Source organism: Kitasatospora sp. NPDC001132 (assembly GCF_053598415.1).
In genome coordinates this window covers 1-20,374 of the sequence record NZ_JBSFKF010000034.1, presented here as the reverse complement: position 1 = coordinate 20,374, position 20,374 = coordinate 1, and the positions used below count along the sequence as shown (strand labels likewise).

The following is a 20,374-nucleotide window of genomic DNA, read 5'->3' as shown; positions in this document are numbered from 1 at the left end:
CATGGGCGACAACCCGATCAAGATCCACAACCTGCGTCCCGCCCCGGGTGCCAAGACCGACAAGATCCGTGTGGGTCGTGGTGAGGGCTCCAAGGGTAAGACCGCCGGTCGTGGCACCAAGGGCACGAAGGCCCGCTACCAGGTTCCGCAGCGCTTCGAGGGTGGCCAGATGCCGCTCCACATGCGCCTGCCGAAGCTGAAGGGCTTCAAGAACCCGTTCAAGATCACGTTCCAGGTTGTCAACCTCGACAAGCTGGCCGAGCTCTACCCGCAGGGTGGCGAGGTCACCGTCGAGGACCTGGTCGCCAAGGGCGCGGTTCGCAAGAACTCCCTCGTCAAGGTGCTCGGCACCGGCGAGATCTCGGTCGCCCTCCAGGTTGCGGTGGACGCCGTCTCCGGTTCGGCCGCCGAGAAGATCAAGGCCGCCGGCGGTACGGTCACCGAGCTCATCTGAGCCCGCTGAATTCCGCCCACGAGCCCCGCACCTCCTTCGGGAGGTGCGGGGCTCGTGCCGTTCCCGGGGATTTCCGGCCCGACGGCGCTCGTTCTTTTGTGTGGCAAAACCGGGCATCCCGTACCCCATGAGTGGGGGACCGGCGGTACGCGCTTCTTCCGAGTGGCCGCGCACTGTTAGAGTCCGTGGAGTTCCCTTGTAGGCTGCGCGTAGGCTCGCCTGTGCCGTCTGTACGGGAGCCCGTACCGCAAAACTCCCCATTCAGGACCGACCCTCCCGCCGACGACGCGCGGGAGGCGCAGGAGGCACCGTGCTCAGTGCGTTCGCGCGGGCGTTCCAGACGCCCGACCTGCGCAAGAAGCTGCTGTTCACGCTGGGCATCATGGTGCTGTTCCGGCTGGGCTCGCACATCCCGATTCCGGGCGTGAGTTTCACGGCCGTGAACGAGTGCGTGAAGGAGACCAAGAACAGTGGCCTCTTCGGACTCGTCAACCTGTTCAGCGGTGGCGCGCTCCTCCAGCTGACGATCTTCGCCCTCGGCATCATGCCGTACATCACGGCGAGCATCATCCTCCAGCTCCTCACCGTCGTGATCCCGCGACTGGAGATGCTGAAGAAGGAGGGGCAGGCCGGCCAGGCGAAGATCACCCAGTACACCCGGTACCTGACCATCGCCCTCGCCGTGCTCCAGGGCACCGGCATCGTGGCGACGGCCTCCAGCGGCGCGCTGTTCTCCGGCTGCCCGCTGGCCAACCAGATCGTCCCGGACACCAGCGTGTTCCGGATCGCGGTCATGGTCCTCACCATGACCGCGGGCACCACGGTCATCATGTGGCTGGGCGAGCTGATCACCGACCGCGGCATCGGCAACGGCATGTCGCTGCTGATCTTCACCTCGATCGCGGCCCAGTTCCCGTCCTCGATGTGGGCGATCAAGCAGTCCGGCACCATCGGCGACGGCTGGGTCGAGTTCCTCTCCGTGGTCGCGGTCGGCATCATCGTCGTGATGCTGGTCATCTTCGTCGAGCAGGCCCAGCGCCGGATCCCGGTCCAGTACGCGAAGCGGATGATCGGCCGCCGGGCGTTCGGTGGGACCTCGACCTACATCCCGCTCAAGGTGAACCAGGCCGGTGTCATCCCGGTCATCTTCGCCTCGTCGCTGCTGTACATCCCCGCCCTCGTGGTCCAGCTGACCAACAGCCAGGCGGGCTGGGCCACGTGGATCCGGACGAACTTCGTCAAGGGTGACCACCCGATCTACATGGCCACCTACTTCCTGCTGATCGTCTTCTTCGCCTTCTTCTACGTCGCCATCTCCTTCAACCCCGAAGAAGTTGCCGACAACATGAAGAAGTATGGTGGGTTCATCCCGGGTATCCGGGCCGGCCGACCGACGGCCGAGTACCTGAACTACGTGCTGACCCGAATCACGTGGCCGGGTTCGCTCTACCTGGGCCTGATCGCGTTGATCCCGATGATCGCCCTGGTCGCCTTCGGACAGCAGACCAACTTCCCGTTCGGCGGCACCAGCGTGCTCATCGTCGTCGGCGTCGGACTCGAAACTGTGAAGCAGATCGAGAGCCAGCTCCAGCAGCGCAATTACGAAGGGTTCCTCCGCTGATGCGTATCGTCCTCGTTGGTCCTCCCGGGGCCGGGAAGGGTACTCAGGCGCACCTGCTCGCCAAGACCCTGTCCATCCCCCACATCTCCACCGGCGACCTGTTCCGTGCGAACATCAGCCAGGGCACCCCGCTCGGCCTCGAGGCCAAGAGCTACATGGACGCGGGACACCTGGTGCCGGACGAGGTCACCATCGGGATGGCCAAGGACCGAATGCTCCAGGAGGACGCCGCCAACGGCTTCCTGCTCGACGGCTTCCCCCGCAACCTGGGGCAGGCCAAGGCGCTGGACGAGTTCCTCGCCGAGCAGGGCATAAAGCTGGACGGTGTGCTGGACCTGGAGGTCCCCGAGGACGAGGTCGTCCGCCGGATCGCCGGCCGTCGCCTGTGCCGCAACGACGGCGGCCACGTCTTCCACGTGGACTACAACCCGCCGAAGGTCGAGGGCGTCTGCGACGAGTGCGGCGGCGAGCTGTACCAGCGCTCGGACGACACCGAGGAGAAGGTGCGCACGCGCCTGGAGGTCTACCACACGGAGACCGAGCCGATCATCGACTACTACGTCCAGCAGGGCCTGGTGGCGACGATCTCGGCCCTCGGCAAGGTGGACGAGGTCACTGCCCGCTCGATCGAGGCGTTGAAGCAGGACAGCTGAGTCTCTCGGCGAACGTACGACGGTACGGCCGGGTCGCCCGTGAAGCGGGTGGCCCGGCCGTTTCGGCGTCGTACGGTGGTAGCAGTGGTAATCCGGACTTGGAAGGCGTGACCAGATGGTGGAGATCAAGACCCCCGAGCAGATCGCGAAGATGCGAGCGGCCGGGCTGGTCGTCGCCGAGGCCCTGAAGGCCTGCCGCGAGGCTGTCGTCCCGGGGGTGACCACCCAGGAGCTCAACGACATCGCGGACAAGGTCATCACCGACCACGGCGCCACCTCGAACTTCCGCGCCCACCACGGCGGGCTCTGGTTCCCGGGCGTCATCTGCGCCTCGGTGAACAACGAGGTCGTGCACGGCATCCCCGGCGAGCGGGTGCTCCAGGAGGGTGACGTCATCTCGATCGACTGCGGCGCCATCCTGGACGGCTGGCACGGCGACTCGGCCATCACGGTGGCGGTCGGCGAGGTCCGCCCGGAGGTCGAGATGCTGAGCCGGGTCACCGAGGGCTCGATGTGGGCCGGCATCGCCCAGATGAAGAAGAACAACCGTCTGGTCGACGTCTCCAAGGCGATCGAGGGCTACATCCGCCGCCAGCCGCTGCCGCCTAAGGGCAAGTGGGGCATCACCGAGGGCTACGGCGGCCACGGCATCGGCACCGCGATGCACATGGAGCCGCACGTGCTGAACTACGTCGAGCGCGGCCGCGGCAAGGGCCCGAAGCTGGTGCCGGGCACCGTGCTGGCGATCGAGCCGATGGTCTCGCTCGGCACCCCGCACACCACCGTGCTGGAGGACGACTGGACGGTCGTCACCAACGACGGCACCTGGGCCTCGCACTGGGAGCACTCGGTGGCCGTCACCGAGCAGGGTCCGCTGGTGCTGACCGCCTTCGACGGCGGCAAGGCGGAACTGGCCAAGCTGGGCATCACCGCAGCTCCGGACCCCCTCGCGTAGTCACGGCGGCGCCCAACCGCCGCCGCTGACAAGGGATCAGAGCCCTGGAGGTTTGGACCTCCAGGGCTTTTGTCCTATTTTTATCCGCTGGCAGTGGTCAGTAGTGGTCAGCAGTGGCTTACGAGCGAGCAGGAGACAGCACGTGCTCAAGGGATTCCGCGACTTCATGATGCGCGGCAACGTCGTCGACATGGCGGTCGGTGTGGTCATCGGTGCCGCGTTCACCGCGGTGGTGACCGGCTTCGTGTCCGCCTTCCTCACCCCGCTGGTGGGTGTGGTGGTCGGCGCGGCCGGCGACTTCAGCTCGTACAAGGCGCACATCGCCGGAGTGACCTTCCCGTACGGGCAGTTCCTCAACGTGCTGATCGCGTTCTTCATGACCGCCGCGGTGCTGTACTTCTGCGTGGTGCTGCCGATCACCAAGGCGACCGCGCGCTACATGCCGAAGAAGCCGAAGGCGCCGAAGCGCCCGTGCCCCGAGTGTCTGACCGAGATCCCCGAGGCCGCCCGCCGCTGCTCGGCCTGCACCGCCCACGTCGAGCCGCTGACCGTCACCACCCGGGCCTGACGGAACGGGTGTGACGGCTACCGCTTTCCGGGGCCCCCGTTTTGGTCCACCGCACGCGCTGGCGTAGGATGGACCGTCGGCTCACTCGTAGCGTGCTTCAGCGCGCCCTCTTCCCTCCGGGGTAGGGGTGAACCCAGGTTCGCACGAGCGTTCCGCATACGGTAGCCGGTCCCGGAAGGTGGATCTCGCAGTTCATGGCTAAGAAGCAAGGCGCCATTGAGATCGAGGGCACCGTGATCGAGTCTCTTCCGAACGCGATGTTCAAGGTCGAGCTGCAGAACGGTCACAAGGTCCTCGCGCACATCAGTGGCAAGATGCGCATGCACTACATCCGCATCCTGCCGGACGACCGGGTCGTCGTGGAGCTCAGCCCCTACGACCTCACGCGCGGGCGGATCGTCTACCGCTACAAGTAAGAACGTCAGATCTAGACCCGGAGAACCTGAAACATGAAGGTCAAGCCGAGCGTCAAGAAGATCTGCGACAAGTGCAAGGTGATCCGCCGCCACGGCCGGGTCATGGTGATCTGCGACAACCTGCGCCACAAGCAGCGCCAGGGCTGATCGCTCTCCAGCATTTCTCGTAGTACTTCGCGCGACGCGAAAACGTCATAAGCGGGCTACCCGATCCGTCCCCTCGTGGACGGACTGCCACCCCCGGTCAGAGGCCGGGGCTCCATCGTCGAGAGGCGAAGGAGTAGGTAGCACGCAAGACCTCTGAAGAACCACAGGAGCCTTGAATGGCACGCCTCGCCGGCGTTGATCTCCCCCGTGAGAAGCGGATCGAGATCGCCCTCACCTACGTGTACGGCATCGGCCGTACCCGCGCCCAGCAGACCCTGGCCGAGACCGGTGTCAACCCGGATGTCCGCGTTCGCGACATCTCCGAGGACGACCTCGTCAAGCTGAGCCAGTACATCGACGCCAACTACACGGTCGAGGGTGACCTCCGCCGTGAGGTGGCCGCCGACATCCGCCGCAAGGTCGAGATCGGCTGCTACGAGGGTCTGCGTCACCGCCGTGGCCTGCCGGTCCGCGGTCAGCGCACCCACACCAACGCGCGTACCCGCAAGGGCCCGCGTCGCGCGATCGCCGGCAAGAAGAAGCCGGGCAAGAAGTAGTCCGTCCCGTAACCGGACATCCCTCCGGCCCGCGGGTCAGCGGACCGACCACCTCAGTAGGAGAACAGACTTATGCCCCCCAAGGGTCGTCAGGCTGCCGGCGCGAAGAAGATCCGCCGCAAGGAAAAGAAGAACGTCGCTCACGGCCACGCGCACATCAAGAGCACGTTCAACAACACCATCGTTTCGATCACCGACCCCGCGGGCAACGTGATCTCCTGGGCCTCCGCCGGCCACGTCGGCTTCAAGGGCTCGCGCAAGTCCACCCCGTTCGCCGCGCAGATGGCCGCCGAGGCCGCTGCCCGTCGCGCGCAGGAGCACGGCATGCGCAAGGTTGACGTCTTCGTGAAGGGTCCGGGCTCCGGCCGCGAGACCGCGATCCGTTCGCTCCAGGCCACCGGCCTGGAGGTCGGCTCGATCCAGGACGTCACCCCCACCCCGCACAACGGCTGCCGCCCGCCGAAGCGCCGCCGCGTCTGACGCAGCGCCTTCGGGCTCGCAGTACCTGCTGTAAACCTCGTACGGGGTCCTGCTTCTCGGCGGGACCCCGTACGCTTGGTCCTGTCGGCATCAAATAGTGGGTGCCGAAGACAACCGGAGGATTTCCCCCATGCTTATCGCTCAGCGTCCTTCGCTGACCGAAGAGGTCGTCGACGAGTTCCGCTCGCGGTTCGTGATCGAGCCGCTGGAGCCGGGCTTCGGCTACACCCTCGGCAACTCCCTGCGCCGCACGCTCCTGTCGTCGATCCCGGGTGCCGCTGTCACCAGCATCCGCATCGACGGCGTCCTGCACGAGTTCACCACCGTGCCGGGCGTCAAGGAGGACGTGACCGACCTCATCCTCAACATCAAGCAGCTGGTCGTCTCCTCGGAGCACGACGAGCCGGTCGTGATGTACCTGCGCAAGCAGGGCCCGGGTGTCGTCACCGCCGCCGACATCGCCCCGCCGGCGGGTGTCGAGGTGCACAACCCCGAGCTGGTCCTCGCCACGCTGAACGGCAAGGGCAAGCTGGAGATGGAGCTGACCGTCGAGCGCGGTCGCGGCTACGTCTCCGCCGTCCAGAACAAGGCCTCCGGCCAGGAGATCGGCCGCATCCCGGTCGACTCGATCTACAGCCCGGTGCTGAAGGTCACCTACAAGGTCGAGGCCACCCGTGTCGAGCAGCGGACCGACTTCGACAAGCTGATCGTCGACGTCGAGACCAAGCCCGCCATGCGTCCGCGCGACGCCATGGCCTCGGCCGGCAAGACCCTGGTGGAGCTGTTCGGCCTCGCCCGCGAGCTGAACATCGACGCCGAGGGCATCGACATGGGCCCGTCCCCGACGGACGCCGCCCTGGCCGCCGACCTGGCGCTGCCGATCGAGGAGCTGGAGCTCACCGTCCGCTCCTACAACTGCCTCAAGCGCGAGGGCATCCACACCGTGGGTGAGCTCGTCGCCCGCTCCGAGGCCGACCTGCTCGACATCCGCAACTTCGGTGCGAAGTCGATCGACGAGGTCAAGGCGAAGCTGGCCGGCATGGGCCTGGCCCTCAAGGACAGCCCGCCCGGGTTCGACCCGACCGCTGCCGCCGACGCCTTCGGCGCCGACGACCTCGACGACTCGCACTTCGCCGAGACCGAGCAGTACTAAGAGAATTGGCCGCGGGGGCGGTTCCACGGAACCGCCCCCGTCGTCCTGAAAGCCGTACGGGCACAGTGCCCGTACGCCCGCTGCGGTACCTGGTACGGCCGCAGTCGGAGATTCGAGGAGTAATTCCATGCCGCGTCCCACCAAGGGTGCCCGCCTGGGCGGTGGCCCGCACCACGAGCCGCTGCTGCTCGCCGGTCTGGCCCGTGAGCTGTTCCAGTACGGCCGCATCACCACCACCGAGGCCAAGGCCCGCCGCCTGCGCCCGCTGGCGGAGAAGCTGATCACCAAGGCGAAGAAGGGCGACATCCACAACCGTCGCCTGGTGCGCAAGACCATCACCGACGTGTCGGTGCTGCACACCCTCTTCACCGAGATCGCGCCGCGCTACGAGAACCGCCCGGGTGGCTACACCCGCATCACCAAGATCGGTCCCCGTCGTGGCGACAACGCCCCGATGGCCGTGATCGAGCTGGTCGAGGCGCTGACCGTCGCGCAGACCGCCGTCGGCGAGGCCGAGGCCGCCACCAAGCGTGCCGTCAAGGAGGCCGACGCCAAGGTCGAGGCCACCGAGACCGAGGCCGCCGAGCAGGCCTGACACCACTAGGTGTTGTTGCGGGCCCGCTTCCCCAGCGATGGGGGAGCGGGCCCGTTCCTCATGTCCAGGGAGTGAAGAGCAGTGGTCAACGATTGCGCCGAGCGGCCGCCGGCGAAGGACGGCCCGGCCGACGGGTACGTCCGGGTCCGGCTGGACCTTGCCTACCAGGGCGCCGAGTTCTCCGGCTGGGCCCGACAGAAGGGCGGCCGCCGGACGGTCCAGGAGGAGATCGAGACCGCGCTCCAGATCGTCACCCGCAGCTCGGAGCTGTTCCCGCTGACCGTGGCCGGGCGCACCGACGCCGGGGTGCACGCCCGCGGCCAGGTCGCCCACGTCGACCTGCCGGCCGAACTGTGGGAGGCGCACCGGGAGAAGCTGCTGCGCCGACTGGCCGGCCGGCTGCCCGGGGACGTCCGGATCTACCGGGTCGGCGAGGCGCCGGCCGGGTTCGACGCCCGCTTCTCGGCGATCTGGCGCCGGTACGCGTACCGGGTCGCCGACCACCCCGGCGGGGTCGACCCGCTGCTGCGCGGCCACGTGCTCTGGCACGACCGCCCGCTGGACGTGGACCGGATGAACCGGGCGGCCGAGCTGCTGCTCGGCGAGCACGACTTCGCCGCGTACTGCAAGAAGCGCGAGGGCGCCACCACCATCCGCACCCTGCTGGAGCTGCACTGGGACCGCGTCCCGGTGGACTCCTACGCCGCCCAGGAGGGCTCCCTCGCGGTCGCCACCGTCCGGGCCGACGCCTTCTGCCACAACATGGTCCGGGCGCTGGTCGGCGCGATGCTGCTGGTCGGCGACGGGCACCGGCCGGTGGAGTTCCCCGGCGAGGTGCTGGCCGGCGGGGTGCGCAACTCCGCCGTCAACGTGATCCGGCCGTACGGGCTCACGCTGGAGGAGGTCGGCTACCCGCCGGACGACCAGCTGGCCGAGCGCAACCGCGCGGCCCGGCGGATGCGCACCCTGCCGGGGCAGAGCGCGTAGTGAGGTAATCCGTTTTGGCCCGGCGCGTCCGCTTGGGAGAATCGCTCCCATGGGACACGTCGAGATTTCGCACCTGGAGTACTACCTGCCGGACGGGCGCGTCCTGTTCGACGACGCGTCCTTCCGGGTGGGCGAGGGAGCCGCGGTCGCCCTGGTCGGCGCCAACGGCGCCGGCAAGACCACCCTGCTGCGCATGATCGCGGGGGACATCCAGCCGCACGGCGGCTCGGTGACGATCAGCGGCGGGCTCGGCGTGATGCGCCAGTTCGTCGGCACCACCGGCCGCGAGGACCAGCAGGCCACGCCCGGCGCGCTGCCGGCCGACGCCTCGGTGCGCGACCTGCTGGTGTCGGTCGCCCCGGAGCGGATCGCCAAGGCGGCCCGCGCGGTGGACGCCGCCGAGCTGGCGATGATCGCCCAGGACGACGAGAAGACGCAGATGGCCTACGCCCAGGCGCTCTCCGACTGGGCCGACGTCGGCGGCTACGACTACGAGACCGACTGGGACGTCTGCACCATGGCGGCCCTGGGGATGCCCTTCGACAAGGCCCAGTGGCGCGGCCTGAACACCCTCTCCGGCGGCGAGCAGAAGCGGCTCGTCCTGGAGGCGCTGCTGCGCGGTCCCGACGAGGTGCTGCTGCTCGACGAGCCCGACAACTACCTGGACGTCCCGGCCAAGCGCTGGCTGGAGGAGGCCATCAAGGCCACCTCGAAGACCGTCCTGTTCATCTCGCACGACCGCGAGCTGCTCTCCAAGACCGCGGACAAGATCATCGCCGTCGAGACCGGTGCCACCGGCAGCAGCGTCTGGGTGCACGGCGGCGGCTTCGACACCTTCCACGAGGCCCGCAAGGCCCGCTTCGCGCGCTTCGAGGAGCTGCGCCGCCGCTGGGACGAGGAGCACGCCAAGCTCAAGAAGCTGGTCGTCACCCTGCGCCAGGCCGCCGCGGTCAGCCACGAGATGGCCTCCCGCTACGCCGCCGCCCAGACCAGGCTGAAGAAGTTCGAGGACGCCGGCCCGCCCGAGACGCCGCCGCGCGAGCAGACCATCACCATGCGGCTCAAGGGCGGGCGCACCGGCGTGCGCGCCTTCACCATGGAGCAGCTGGAGCTCACCGGCCTGATGCAGCCCTTCGACCTGGAGGTCTTCTACGGCGAGCGGGTCGCGGTGCTGGGCGCCAACGGCGCCGGCAAGTCGCACCTCCTGCGGCTGCTGGCCGGTGACGGGTCGGTCGCGCACACCGGCGAGTGGAAGCTCGGCGCCCGGGTCGTGCCCGGCCACTTCCGGCAGACCCACGCCCACCCGGAGCTGTTCGGCCGCACCGTGCGGTCGATCGTCGAGGAGGAGCACGCGCTCAGCCGCGGCGCCGCGATGGGTGCGCTGCGCCGGTACGAGCTGGACCGCCAGGAGGAGCAGAAGTTCGAGTCGCTGTCCGGCGGGCAGCAGGCCCGGCTGATGATCCTCAAGCTCGAACTCTCCGGCGTGACGGCCCTGTTGCTCGACGAGCCGACCGACAACCTGGACCTGGAGAGCGCCGAGGCCCTGCAGGCCGGCCTGGAGGCCTTCGACGGCACCGTGCTGTGCGTGACCCACGACCGCTGGTTCGCCAAGACCTTCGACCGCTTCCTGGTGTTCGGCGCGGACGGCCGGGTGTACGAGTCGCCGGAGCCGGTCTGGGACGTGACCCGGGTGGAGCGCGAACGCTGAGTGACGGCGGGGGTCGGTCCCGGGTGCTTTTGACCCGCCCCCGCCCTGCCGGTAACCTGGACGCTTGATGTGCGTATTGGCTCGCTCTATCTCACGTGAGAGGTCGGTACGCCGGAGACATCAGGTCGTCGACCAGCGGTCCCCCTTGAATTGCGTCCAAGGATGGCCAGGCTGCTCTTCCGTCCGGGTGCTCCTGTCAGGACTCACTCACTGAAAAGCGAAGGCTACGACCGTGCGTACGTACAGCCCCAAGCCCGGCGACGTCCAGCGTCAGTGGCACGTCATCGACGCGACCGACGTCGTGCTGGGCCGCCTGGCCTCCCAGGCCGCCAACCTCCTCCGGGGCAAGCACAAGGCGATCTACGCGCCGCACGTTGACACTGGTGACTTCGTCATCATCATCAACGCCGACAAGGTGCACCTGTCCGGTAACAAGAAGACCCAGAAGCTGGCCTACCGCCACTCGGGCTTCCCGGGCGGTCTGCGCTCGGTGCGCTACGACGACCTGCTGGCGAACAACCCGGAGAAGGCCGTCGAGAAGGCCATCAAGGGCATGATCCCCAAGAACAGCCTGGGCCGCCAGATGCTCTCGAAGCTGAAGGTCTACTCGGGCGACCAGCACCCGCACGCTGCCCAGCAGCCGGTGCCGTTCGAGATCACCCAGGTCGCGCAGTAATTCGGCCACCAAGCCCCCCAACACTGAAAAGAGCTGAGGAACACCGTGGCCGAGACCACTGAAACCCTTGAGGTCGACTTCGACGAGACCGTCGTCGAGGGCGAGTACACCTCCGAGGAGAGCTACACCTCCGAGTCGCTGGCCGGCCGCTTCGGCGAGGCCGTCCCCGGCGCCGGCCTGGGCCGTCGCAAGGAGGCGATCGCCCGCGTGCGCATCGTCCCCGGCACCGGCCAGTGGAAGATCAACGGTCGCACCCTCGAGGGCTACTTCCCGAACAAGGTGCACCAGCAGACCGTGAACGAGCCCTTCAAGCTCCTGGAGCTGGACGGCCGTTACGACGTCGTCGCCCGCATCAGCGGTGGCGGCGTCTCCGGCCAGGCCTACGCGCTGCGCCTCGGCGTCGCCCGTGCCCTGAACGAGGCCGACGTGGACAACAACCGCGGCGCGCTGAAGAAGGCCGGCTTCCTGACCCGTGACGCCCGCGCCGTCGAGCGCAAGAAGGCCGGTCTGAAGAAGGCCCGCAAGGCGCCGCAGTACAGCAAGCGCTAATCGCCTCCCCGGGGGTGCGGTCCGCCCTGGCGGCGCACCCCCTGGTTGCGCGAAACCGTCGCCCCGGAGTACCTCGCGTACTCCGGGGCGACGTGTTCCCCGGCTACTGTGCGGCGGCCGGGATCATCGGTTGGGTTCCGAGCAGTGGTGATGGAGGACGGGACAGTGGGACGACTCTTCGGTACGGACGGCGTGCGCGGGGTGGCCAACGAGGGCCTGACGGCGGAGCTGGCCCTCGGCCTGTCGGTCGCGGCGGCCCATGTGCTCGGTGAGGCCGGCGCCTTCGACGGCCACCGGCCGGTCGCGGTGGTCGGCCGTGACCCGCGCGCCTCGGGCGAGTTCCTCGAGGCCGCCGTCATCGCCGGTCTGGCGAGCGCGGGCGTCGACGTCCTGCGGGTCGGCGTCCTGCCCACCCCGGCCGTGGCGTACCTCACCGGCGCGCTCGGCGCCGACTTCGGCGTGATGCTGTCCGCCAGCCACAACGCCATGCCGGACAACGGCATCAAGTTCCTCGCCCGCGGCGGCCACAAGCTGGACGACCGGATCGAGGACGCGATCGAGACCCACTACCGCAAGCACTCGCTCGGCGACGAGGACTGGAACCGTCCGACCGGCGCGGCCGTCGGCCGGGTGCGCGAGTACACCGAGGGCTTCGACAAGTACGTCGCCCACCTGATCGGCGTGCTGCCCAACCGCCTGGACGGCGTCAAGGTCGTCATCGACGGCGCCCACGGCGCGGCCGCCTACGTCGCCCCCGAGGCCTTCGCCCGGGCCGGCGCCGAGGTGGTCCACACCCTGGGGGCCGAGCCCACCGGCCTCAACATCAACGACGGCGTCGGCTCCACCCACCTGGACCGGCTGCGCGTCGCGATGAAGGAGCACCAGGCCGACCTGGGCATCGCCCTGGACGGCGACGCCGACCGCTGCCTGGCCGCCGACGCCGAGGGCAACGAGGTGGACGGCGACCAGATCATCGCCATCCTCGCCGTCGCCATGAAGGAGGCCGGCACCCTGCGCCGCAACACCGCGGTGGCCACCGTGATGTCCAACCTCGGCTTCAAGCTGGCGATGGAGCGCGAGGGCATCGAGCTGGTGGAGACCGCCGTCGGCGACCGCTACGTGCTGGAGGCGATGAAGGAGCACGGCTTCGCGCTGGGCGGCGAGCAGTCCGGCCACGTGATCCTGCTGGACCACGCCACCACCGGCGACGGCACCCTGACCGGACTGATGCTGGGCGCCCGGCTGGCCGCCACCAAGCAGCCGCTGGCCGACCTGGCCGCCGTGATGACCCGGCTGCCGCAGGTGCTGATCAACGTCAAGGGCGTCGACAAGTCCCGGGTGCGGACCAGCACCGAGCTGGCCGCCGCGGTCGCCGGCGCCGAGGCCGAGCTGGGCTCCACCGGCCGGGTGCTGCTGCGCCCGTCGGGCACCGAGCCGCTGGTCCGGGTGATGGTCGAGGCCGCCGACCCGGCGCAGGCCGAGGCGGTCGCGCAGCGGCTGGCCGAGGCGGTGCGCACCCACCTGGGCTGAGCCCCGTACGGCACGAGGCCCCCACCGGGTTCCGGTGGGGGCCGTCGGTGTTGCTCCGAGGACGCCTCAGAGCTTGCGCAGCAGCGCCCGGCGGACCTTGTGGTCCTGGCCCTTCTGGAGGATCAGGGTGGCCCGGCCGCGGGTCGGCAGGACGTTCTCCAGCAGGTTGGGCTTGTTGATGGTGCGCCAGACCTGCCGGCCGTACTCCATCGCCTCCTCCTCCGGCACCTCGGTGAAGCGGCGGAAGTAGGAGTTCGGGTCCTGGAAGGCGGTCTGCCGCAGCTTGCGGAAGCGGTCCAGGTACCAGTGCTCGATGTCGTCGGTCCGGGCGTCGACGTAGATCGAGAAGTCGAAGTAGTCGGCCACCGCGAGGCGGGTGCGGCCGTCGGTGCCGGGCAGGGCCGGCTGGAGCACGTTCAGGCCCTCGACGATCAGGATGTCCGGGCGCTCCACGGTGAGCCGCTCGCCCTGCACGATGTCGTACACCAGGTGCGAGTAGACCGGCGCGCTGACCCGCTCCTTGCCCGCCTTCACGTCCGCGACGAAGCGCATCAGCGCCCGGCGGTCGTACGACTCCGGGAAGCCCTTGCGGGCCATCAGGCCGCGGCGGCGCAGCTCGGCGTTGGGCAGCAGGAAGCCGTCGGTGGTGACCAGTTCGACCCGGGGGTGCTCGGGCCAGCGGGCGAGCAGCGCCTGGAGCAGACGGGCGGTGGTCGACTTGCCGACCGCGACGGAGCCGGCCACGCCGATGATGAACGGGGTGCGGGTGCGCTCGGTGTCCGGGGTGTCCAGGAAGGTGCCCAGCGCGCCGCGCAGCTCGTGCGTGGCGTGGATGTACAGGTTCAGCAGTCGCGACAGCGGCAGGTAGACGTCGCGGACCTCGTCCAGGTCGAGGGCGGTACCGAGGCCGCGCAGCCGCTCCACCTCCTCGGCGCTCAGCGGCAGCGGCGTACGCTCGCGCAGCGCGCTCCACTCGGCCCGGCTGAGGTCCACGTAGGGAGACGGGGACGGGCCGGGCGTGGCGGCGCCCCGCGTACAGAGTTCGGTCAGCACATGCTCCATTGTGAGCCGTCGCGACGTTCACGGTTGCTGTGGTGTCGGTCACGCAGCGTTCGCGCGCGGCGGGAAAACGGCCACAGAACCGCCCTTATGCTGGCACGCATGTGCGGAATTGTTGGATACGTGGGCGCTCAGTCCGCCCTCGACGTAGTAATCGCAGGCTTGCAGCGCCTGGAGTACCGGGGTTACGACTCGGCCGGTGTCGCGGTGCAGGTCCAGGACTCCGAGGGGCAGTGGAGTCTGGCCACGGACAAGCGGGCGGGCAAGCTCGCCAACCTGGAGAAGTCGCTCGCCGAGTCCCCTCTGCCCGGCGGCACCACCGGCATCGGCCACACCCGCTGGGCCACCCACGGCGGCCCGACGGACGCCAACGCCCACCCCCACCTGGACGACCGGCAGCGGGTGGCCGTGGTGCACAACGGCATCATCGAGAACTTCGCCCAGCTGCGCGCCGAGATCGCCGAGCGCGGCCACACCCTCCGGTCCGAGACCGACACCGAGGTCGTCGCCCACCTGCTGGGCGAGGCCTACGCGGGTGACCTCGCCGAGGCCATGCGGGTGGTCTGCCGTCAGCTGGAGGGCGCCTTCACCCTGGTGGCCGTGCACGCGGACGCGCCGGACGTGGTCGTCGGCGCCCGCCGCAACTCGCCGCTGGTGGTCGGCCGCGGCGAGGGCGAGAACTTCCTCGCCTCGGACGTCGCCGCCTTCATCGCCCACACCCGCGAGGCGATCGAGCTGGGCCAGGACCAGGTGGTCGAGCTGCGCCGCGAGGGCGTGACCGTCACCAACTTCGACGGCACCCCGGCCGACGTGCGCGAGTACCACGTCGACTGGGACGCCTCCGCCGCCGAGAAGGGCGGCTACGACTACTTCATGCTCAAGGAGATCGCCGAGCAGCCGAAGGCGGTCGCCGACACCCTGCTCGGCCGGATCGGTACCGACGGCCGGCTCACCCTCGACGAGCTGCGGATCTCCGACGCCGACCTGCGCTCGGTCGACAAGGTCGTCATCGTGGCCTGCGGCACGGCCTTCCACGCCGGCATGATCGCCAAGTACGCGATCGAGCACTGGACCCGCATCCCCTGCGAGGTCGAGGTCGCCTCCGAGTTCCGCTACCGCGACCCGATCATGGGCCCGGGCACGCTGGTCATCGCCATCTCGCAGTCCGGCGAGACCATGGACACCCTGATGGCCCTGCGGCACGCCCGCGAGCAGGGCGCCAAGGTGCTGGCGATCTGCAACACCAACGGCTCCACCATCCCGCGCGAGTCGGACGCGGTGCTGTACACCCACGCCGGCCCGGAGGTCGCGGTCGCCTCCACCAAGGCGTTCCTGACCCAGCTGGTCGCCTGCTACCTGGTCGCCCTGTACCTGGGCCAGGTGCGCGGCACCAAGTGGGGCGACGAGATCTTCGCCGTCATCAAGGAGCTCGGCGACGCGCCGAAGCAGGTCGAGCAGGTCCTGGAGACCATGGAGCCGGTGCGCGAGCTGGCCCGCTCGCTCGCCGACGCCCGCTCGGTGCTGTTCCTCGGCCGCCACGTCGGCTTCCCGGTGGCCCTGGAGGGCGCGCTCAAGCTCAAGGAGCTGGCGTACATGCACGCCGAGGGCTTTGCGGCGGGCGAGCTCAAGCACGGCCCGATCGCGCTGATCGAGGAGGGGCTGCCGGTCGTGGTGGTCGTGCCCTCGCCGCGCGGCCGGTCGATCCTGCACGACAAGATCGTCTCCAACATCCAGGAGATCCGGGCCCGCGGCGCCCGCACGATCGTGATCGCCGAGGAGGGCGATGAGGCCGTCGTCCCGTACGCGGACCACCTGATCCGCATCCCGGCCACCCCGACCCTGCTCCAGCCGCTGGTCGCCGCCGTCCCGCTCCAGGTCTTCGCCTGCGAGCTGGCCACGGCCAAGGGCCACGAGGTCGACCAGCCGCGCAACCTGGCGAAGTCGGTCACCGTCGAGTAGTGACGACCACGACGCCCCTGCGGTGGCTGTGCCCTACCGCAGGGGTGCCGTGTCGAGCGTGAAGGAGAACGGGGCGGGTGGCCCTTCTCCCTCCGGTGGGTCCGTGCCGAGCCACAAGGTAGGCGTACGGGCGGACACCGGCGGGGCATCGAAGTGGGTGTCACTCGAAAGTGTGCCGCAGTCCGGCCTGCCGTGGGGCCGCGGCGCGGGCTAGCGTCGGTGGTACGCCGATCGCCGAGGGAGACCCGCCATGCGTCATGCACACCCTGTGGAAACCGTCCGGGCCGCGGAGGCGGAGCTGATGGCGCGGCTGCCGGAGGGCACGTTGATGCAGCGGGCGGCGGCGGGGTTGGCGGCGACCTGTGCGCGGCTGCTGACGCGGCGTCGGGGGCGGGTGTACGGCGGTCGGGTGACGGTGCTGGCGGGCAGCGGGGACAACGGGGGTGACGCCCTGTACGCCGGGGCCGCGCTGGCCCGGCGCGGGGCGCGGGTGACGGCGGTGCTGCTGACGCCGGAGAAGGCGCACCCGGGCGGGCTGGCCGCGCTGCGGGCCGCCGGCGGACGGGTGACGGTGGAGGAGGAAGTCGGCCTGGCCGACTTCTCGCGCGCGGACCTGGTGCTGGACGGCATCGTCGGCATCGGAGGCCGGGGCGGGCTGCGCCCCGAGGCGGAGCCGTACGCGCGGGCCCGGCGGTCCGGGACCGTGGTGGCGGTGGACCTGCCGAGCGGGGTGGACGCCGACACCGGCGAGGTGCCGGGCGCGGCGCTGCGGGCGGACGTCACGGTCTGCTTCGGCACGTACAAGCCCGGGCTGCTGGTCGACCCTGGGGCCTCGTACGCGGGCGTGGTGCAGCTGGTCGGCATCGGGCTGGAGCCGCCCGCCGGGGAGGTGACGGCGCTCCAGCACGCGGACGTGGCGGCGCTGCTGCCGGTGCCGGGCGCGGAGAGCGACAAGTACCGGCGCGGCGTCGTCGGGGTGGCGGCCGGCTCGGCGACGTACCCGGGGGCGGCGCTGCTGGCCGTTGCGGGGGCGCTGCACGGCGGCGCGGGCGCCGTCCGGTACGTGGGCACGGCGGCCGAGGAGGTGGTGCGGCGCTTCCCGGAGACGCTGGTCACCGAGGGCGGCCCGGCCGGTGCCGGGCGGGTGCAGGCCTGGGTGGTCGGGCCGGGCGGCGGTGAGGGGGCGCGGCAGGCGCTGACCGAGGCGCTGGCGAGCGACGTCCCGGTGCTGGTGGACGCGGACGCGTTGACCGAGCTGGGCCGGCTCGGCCCGGGCGCGCTGGCCGGCCGCACCGCGCCCACCCTGCTCACCCCGCACACCGGCGAGGCGGCCCGGCTGCTCGCGGGCGCCGAGGGCGGCGCGCCGCCGGCCGCCGACGACCTGGCCGCGGCCCGGCTGGCCACCGCCCGCCGGCTGGCGGCGCACTACCGCGCGACGGTGCTGCTGAAGGGCTCCACCACGGTGGTCGCCGACCCGGGCGGGGCCGTCCGGGTGAACCCGACCGGCACCTCCTGGCTGGCCACCGCCGGCAGCGGCGACGTCCTGGCCGGGCTGGCCGGCTCCCTGCTGGCGGCGGGCCTAGCGCCGCTGGACGCCGCGTCGGTGGCCGCCTACCTGCACGGCCTGGCCGGCCGCGAGGCGGCGGGCGCGCCGGGCGCCCCGACGACGGCGCTCGCGGTGGCCGGGGCGCTGCCGGCGGTGTGGCGAGCGGTCCGCGAGGGGTGGGCGCCGGAACCGGAACGTCCGGTCGCGGCGTCCTGAACGGGGTGAACGGGCGGTCCGCCGCACGTCGGCGCGTCGTAGGGGGCCGTCGTGTCCGACGGGCCGTTCGGCGAGGACTCCGGGACGTCTGGGAGACTGACCCTGATGACAACTGCGAACACGACCGGCACGGCCACCCTCACCGACGGCGTACGGGCCGAGGCGACCATCGATCTCGCCGCCCTGCGCGGCAACCTCGCGGCGCTGCGCGAGCGCGTCGGCGACGCGGCGGTGATGCTCGCGGTCAAGGCGAACGCCTACGGCCACGGCGCGGTCGAGTGTGCCCGGGAGGCGGTCGCGAACGGCGTCGGCTGGCTCGGCTGCGCGACCCCGGACGAGGCGCTGGCACTGCGGGCCGCGGGCATCCGCCCCGAGCGGGCCCGCATCCTGTGCTGGCTGTGGACGCCGGGCGGCCCGTGGCGCGAGGCGCTGCGCGCGGACCTGGACATCTCGGTCAGTGGCCAGTGGGCGCTGGACGAGCTGCTGCCCGCCGTGCGCGAGACCGGCATCCCGGCCCGGGTGCACCTGAAGGCCGACACCGGCCTCGGCCGCAACGGCTGCCAGCCGCGCGACTGGCCGCAGTTGGTGGCCGCCGCCCGCCGGGCCGAGGCGGAGGGACTGCTGACGGTCGTCGGCGTCTGGTCGCACTTCGCCGCGGCGGACGAGCCCGGCCACCCGTCGATCCAGGCCCAGCTGGACTCCTACCGCACCGCGCTGGCCACGGCCGAGTCCGCCGGGCTGCGCCCCGAGGTCCGGCACCTGGCGAACTCCCCGGCCGCCCTGCTCCTGCCCGAGGCGCACTTCGACCTGGTCCGCACCGGCCTGGCCGCGTACGGGCTGTCGCCGGTGCCCGAGGTGGGCTCCCCAGCGGACTTCGGGCTGCGCCCGGTGATGGCGCTGACCGCGCGGCTGGCGCTGGTCAAGCACGTTCCCGGCGGACACGGGGTCAGCTACGGCCACCACTACACGACGCCGGGCGAGACCACCCTGGGCCTGGTGCCGCTCGGCTACGGCGACGGCATCCCCCGGCACGCCAGCGGCGCCGGCCCGGTGCAGATCGACGGCAAGTGGCGCACGGTGGCCGGCCGGGTCGCGATGGACCAGTTCGTGGTGGACCTCGGCGGCGACACCCCGGAGATCGGCGACGAGGTGCTGGTGTTCGGCAACGGCGAGCGCGGCGAGCCCACCGCCGAGGACTGGGCCCGCGCCTGCGGCACCATCTCGTACGAGATCATCACCCGGATCGGCGCCCGGGTGCCCCGCCGCTACCTGGGCGGCAGCCACACCGAGGGCCCGTCGGCATGACCGACGCACCGGCCGAGCGAGGTCCGGTCGCCAAGGCGGCCGGCGCCGCCGGGGTGAGCCGGGCGGGAGTGATCGGGATCTCGGTCGGCGTGCTGGCGGCCGGGGCGGCCGCGGGCGTCGCGATAGAGCGGCTGACCGTCGGCCGGGCGACGCGCCGCCGGGCCCGGGCCGAGCTGGACGCGAACGCCCCGTACGGCTCGCTGCGCGGCCGTCCGCGGACGGTGGCCGCGCCGGACGGCACCGAGCTGTACGTCGAGCTGGACGGCACCGGCTGGAGCGAGCCGGACGGCGACGGCCGCGCGGCGAGCCACCACCCGGAACCGCTGACCGTGGTGTTCTGCCACGGCTACTGCCTCAACCAGGACAGCTGGCACTTCCAGCGGGCCGCGCTGCGCGACGGCATGCGGCTGGTCTTCTGGGACCAGCGCAGCCACGGCCGCTCCGAGCGCTCCCGCTCCTACCTGGCGGGGGAGCCGGCCGGCATCGACCAGCTGGGCGGCGACCTCAAGGCGGTGATCGACGCCGTCGCCCCGACCGGGCCGCTGGTGCTGGTGGGCCACTCGATGGGCGGCATGACGGTGATGGCGCTGGCCGACCAGCACCCGGAGCTGTTCCGCGAGCGCGTCACCGGCGTGGCGCTGGTCGGGACCCTCGCCGGGGACTGGAACGACGTCAGCCTGGGCCTGCCGAAGGCCGGCGCGAAGCTGTTCAAGAAGGTCGCGCCCGGGATGGTGAAGCTGCTGGGCCGCCAGGTCGACCTGGTCGAGGCGACCAGGCGGCTGGGTTCGGACGTGGCCGCGTTGTTCTACCGGAGGTTCTCCTTCGGCGGCCGGGACGTCGACCCCGGCGTGGTGCGCTTCGCCGAGCAGCTGCTGGACGCCACCCCGATCGACGTGGTCGCCGAGTTCTACCCGGTGTTCGGGGCGCACGAGAAGTACGAGGCGCTGGTCGCCCTGCGCGGCCTGCCCGCGCTGGTGCTGGCCGGGACGAAGGACCTGCTGACGCCCTCGACGCACAGCGAGGCGATCGCCGAGCGGCTGCCCGGCGCCGAGCTGGTGCTGGCCGAGGGCGCCGGGCACCTGGTGATGCTGGAGCGCCCCGAGCTGGTCGACCACGAGCTGGCGCGGCTGCTGCGCCGGGCCGGCGGCTTCGCCGGGGCGGCGGCGCCGGGCGGGCCCGGCCCGCCCCGCGCCCCGCGGCGGGGCGCCGGGCCCGGCGCCCCCCCCGGGGGTAGTCCAGG

Annotated in this window: 21 protein-coding genes; 20 read left to right on the top strand and 1 reads right to left on the bottom strand. The window is 71.0% G+C overall.

All coding sequences use genetic code 11. The features are described from left to right. Position 1 precedes the first annotated feature (1 nt). From rplO to glmM, 16 genes are all read left to right on the top strand, one after another. Complete coding sequence (rplO, locus tag ACWDBE_RS32025) at positions 2-454, top strand: 50S ribosomal protein L15 (RefSeq protein ID WP_392867334.1); 453 nt, start codon at positions 2-4, stop codon at positions 452-454. A 310-nt stretch (positions 455-764) separates the two neighbouring features. Continuing rightward, positions 765-2,075 carry a preprotein translocase subunit SecY gene (gene secY, locus ACWDBE_RS32020; protein WP_392867331.1) on the top strand — a complete coding sequence of 437 codons (1,311 nt, stop codon included), beginning with the start codon at positions 765-767 and terminating at the stop codon, positions 2,073-2,075. Further along, positions 2,075-2,728, top strand: a complete 654-nt coding sequence (locus tag ACWDBE_RS32015) for an adenylate kinase (protein ID WP_402406061.1) — start codon at positions 2,075-2,077, stop codon at positions 2,726-2,728. The genes secY and ACWDBE_RS32015 overlap by 1 nt, the downstream gene beginning before the upstream one ends. A gap of 115 nt (positions 2,729-2,843) precedes the next feature. Further along, positions 2,844-3,683 (top strand): type I methionyl aminopeptidase, encoded by an 840-nt coding sequence (gene map / locus ACWDBE_RS32010; protein ID WP_355261350.1) that lies wholly within the window; start codon positions 2,844-2,846, stop codon positions 3,681-3,683. A 142-nt stretch (positions 3,684-3,825) separates the two neighbouring features. After that, complete coding sequence (gene mscL, locus ACWDBE_RS32005; RefSeq protein WP_449788177.1) at positions 3,826-4,251, top strand: large conductance mechanosensitive channel protein MscL; 426 nt, start codon at positions 3,826-3,828, stop codon at positions 4,249-4,251. A gap of 194 nt (positions 4,252-4,445) precedes the next feature. Continuing rightward, positions 4,446-4,667 (top strand): translation initiation factor IF-1, encoded by a 222-nt coding sequence (gene infA / locus ACWDBE_RS32000; RefSeq protein WP_003956442.1) that lies wholly within the window; start codon positions 4,446-4,448, stop codon positions 4,665-4,667. Positions 4,668-4,700: 33 nt separating this feature from the next. Beyond that, complete coding sequence (gene rpmJ / locus ACWDBE_RS31995) at positions 4,701-4,814, top strand: 50S ribosomal protein L36 (RefSeq protein WP_003956441.1); 114 nt, start codon at positions 4,701-4,703, stop codon at positions 4,812-4,814. Positions 4,815-4,990: 176 nt separating this feature from the next. Further along, the gene (gene rpsM / locus ACWDBE_RS31990) at positions 4,991-5,371 is read left to right on the top strand and encodes a 30S ribosomal protein S13 (RefSeq protein ID WP_188306769.1); all 381 of its coding nucleotides are present in this window, start codon (positions 4,991-4,993) and stop codon (positions 5,369-5,371) included. 72 nt (positions 5,372-5,443) lie between these two features. Beyond that, on the top strand, positions 5,444-5,851 hold the full coding sequence (gene rpsK / locus ACWDBE_RS31985; protein ID WP_030232513.1) for a 30S ribosomal protein S11: 408 nt from the start codon (positions 5,444-5,446) through the stop codon (positions 5,849-5,851). A gap of 130 nt (positions 5,852-5,981) precedes the next feature. Continuing rightward, on the top strand, positions 5,982-7,004 hold the full coding sequence (locus tag ACWDBE_RS31980; RefSeq protein WP_049649049.1) for a DNA-directed RNA polymerase subunit alpha: 1,023 nt from the start codon (positions 5,982-5,984) through the stop codon (positions 7,002-7,004). Positions 7,005-7,131: 127 nt separating this feature from the next. Next, positions 7,132-7,599, top strand: coding sequence for a 50S ribosomal protein L17 (gene rplQ, locus ACWDBE_RS31975; protein WP_396300203.1), 468 nt, complete (start codon positions 7,132-7,134; stop codon positions 7,597-7,599). An 81-nt stretch (positions 7,600-7,680) separates the two neighbouring features. After that, complete coding sequence (truA, locus tag ACWDBE_RS31970) at positions 7,681-8,586, top strand: tRNA pseudouridine(38-40) synthase TruA (protein ID WP_449809695.1); 906 nt, start codon at positions 7,681-7,683, stop codon at positions 8,584-8,586. Positions 8,587-8,635: 49 nt separating this feature from the next. Next, positions 8,636-10,294 carry an ABC-F family ATP-binding cassette domain-containing protein gene (locus tag ACWDBE_RS31965; RefSeq protein ID WP_449788179.1) on the top strand — a complete coding sequence of 553 codons (1,659 nt, stop codon included), beginning with the start codon at positions 8,636-8,638 and terminating at the stop codon, positions 10,292-10,294. 232 nt (positions 10,295-10,526) lie between these two features. Continuing rightward, positions 10,527-10,970 carry a 50S ribosomal protein L13 gene (rplM, locus tag ACWDBE_RS31960; protein ID WP_030055846.1) on the top strand — a complete coding sequence of 148 codons (444 nt, stop codon included), beginning with the start codon at positions 10,527-10,529 and terminating at the stop codon, positions 10,968-10,970. A 45-nt stretch (positions 10,971-11,015) separates the two neighbouring features. Next, entirely contained in the window at positions 11,016-11,519 is a 504-nt protein-coding gene (rpsI, locus tag ACWDBE_RS31955) for a 30S ribosomal protein S9 (RefSeq protein WP_224273932.1), read from the top strand. Between the two features lie 165 nt (positions 11,520-11,684). Beyond that, positions 11,685-13,049, top strand: a complete 1,365-nt coding sequence (gene glmM / locus ACWDBE_RS31950; protein ID WP_449788180.1) for a phosphoglucosamine mutase — start codon at positions 11,685-11,687, stop codon at positions 13,047-13,049. Positions 13,050-13,115: 66 nt separating this feature from the next. Here glmM and coaA read toward each other — a convergent pair whose 3' ends face one another. Continuing rightward, complete coding sequence (gene coaA / locus ACWDBE_RS31945; RefSeq protein ID WP_392867308.1) at positions 13,116-14,111, bottom strand: type I pantothenate kinase; 996 nt, start codon at positions 14,109-14,111, stop codon at positions 13,116-13,118. A 99-nt stretch (positions 14,112-14,210) separates the two neighbouring features. Between coaA and glmS the strand changes: the two genes are divergently transcribed. The 4 genes from glmS to ACWDBE_RS31925 form a co-directional block, all read left to right on the top strand. Continuing rightward, on the top strand, positions 14,211-16,067 hold the full coding sequence (glmS, locus tag ACWDBE_RS31940; RefSeq protein ID WP_449788181.1) for a glutamine--fructose-6-phosphate transaminase (isomerizing): 1,857 nt from the start codon (positions 14,211-14,213) through the stop codon (positions 16,065-16,067). A gap of 250 nt (positions 16,068-16,317) precedes the next feature. Then, a complete protein-coding gene (locus tag ACWDBE_RS31935) occupies positions 16,318-17,829 on the top strand; it encodes an NAD(P)H-hydrate dehydratase (protein WP_449788182.1) in 1,512 nt (503 codons plus the stop codon). A 105-nt stretch (positions 17,830-17,934) separates the two neighbouring features. Further along, a complete protein-coding gene (alr, locus tag ACWDBE_RS31930; RefSeq protein ID WP_449809694.1) occupies positions 17,935-19,134 on the top strand; it encodes an alanine racemase in 1,200 nt (399 codons plus the stop codon). Beyond that, positions 19,131-20,374 (top strand): alpha/beta fold hydrolase (locus ACWDBE_RS31925; RefSeq protein WP_449809693.1); only part of this gene is annotated, 1,244 nt, incomplete at its 3' end. The genes alr and ACWDBE_RS31925, both read left to right, overlap by 4 nt.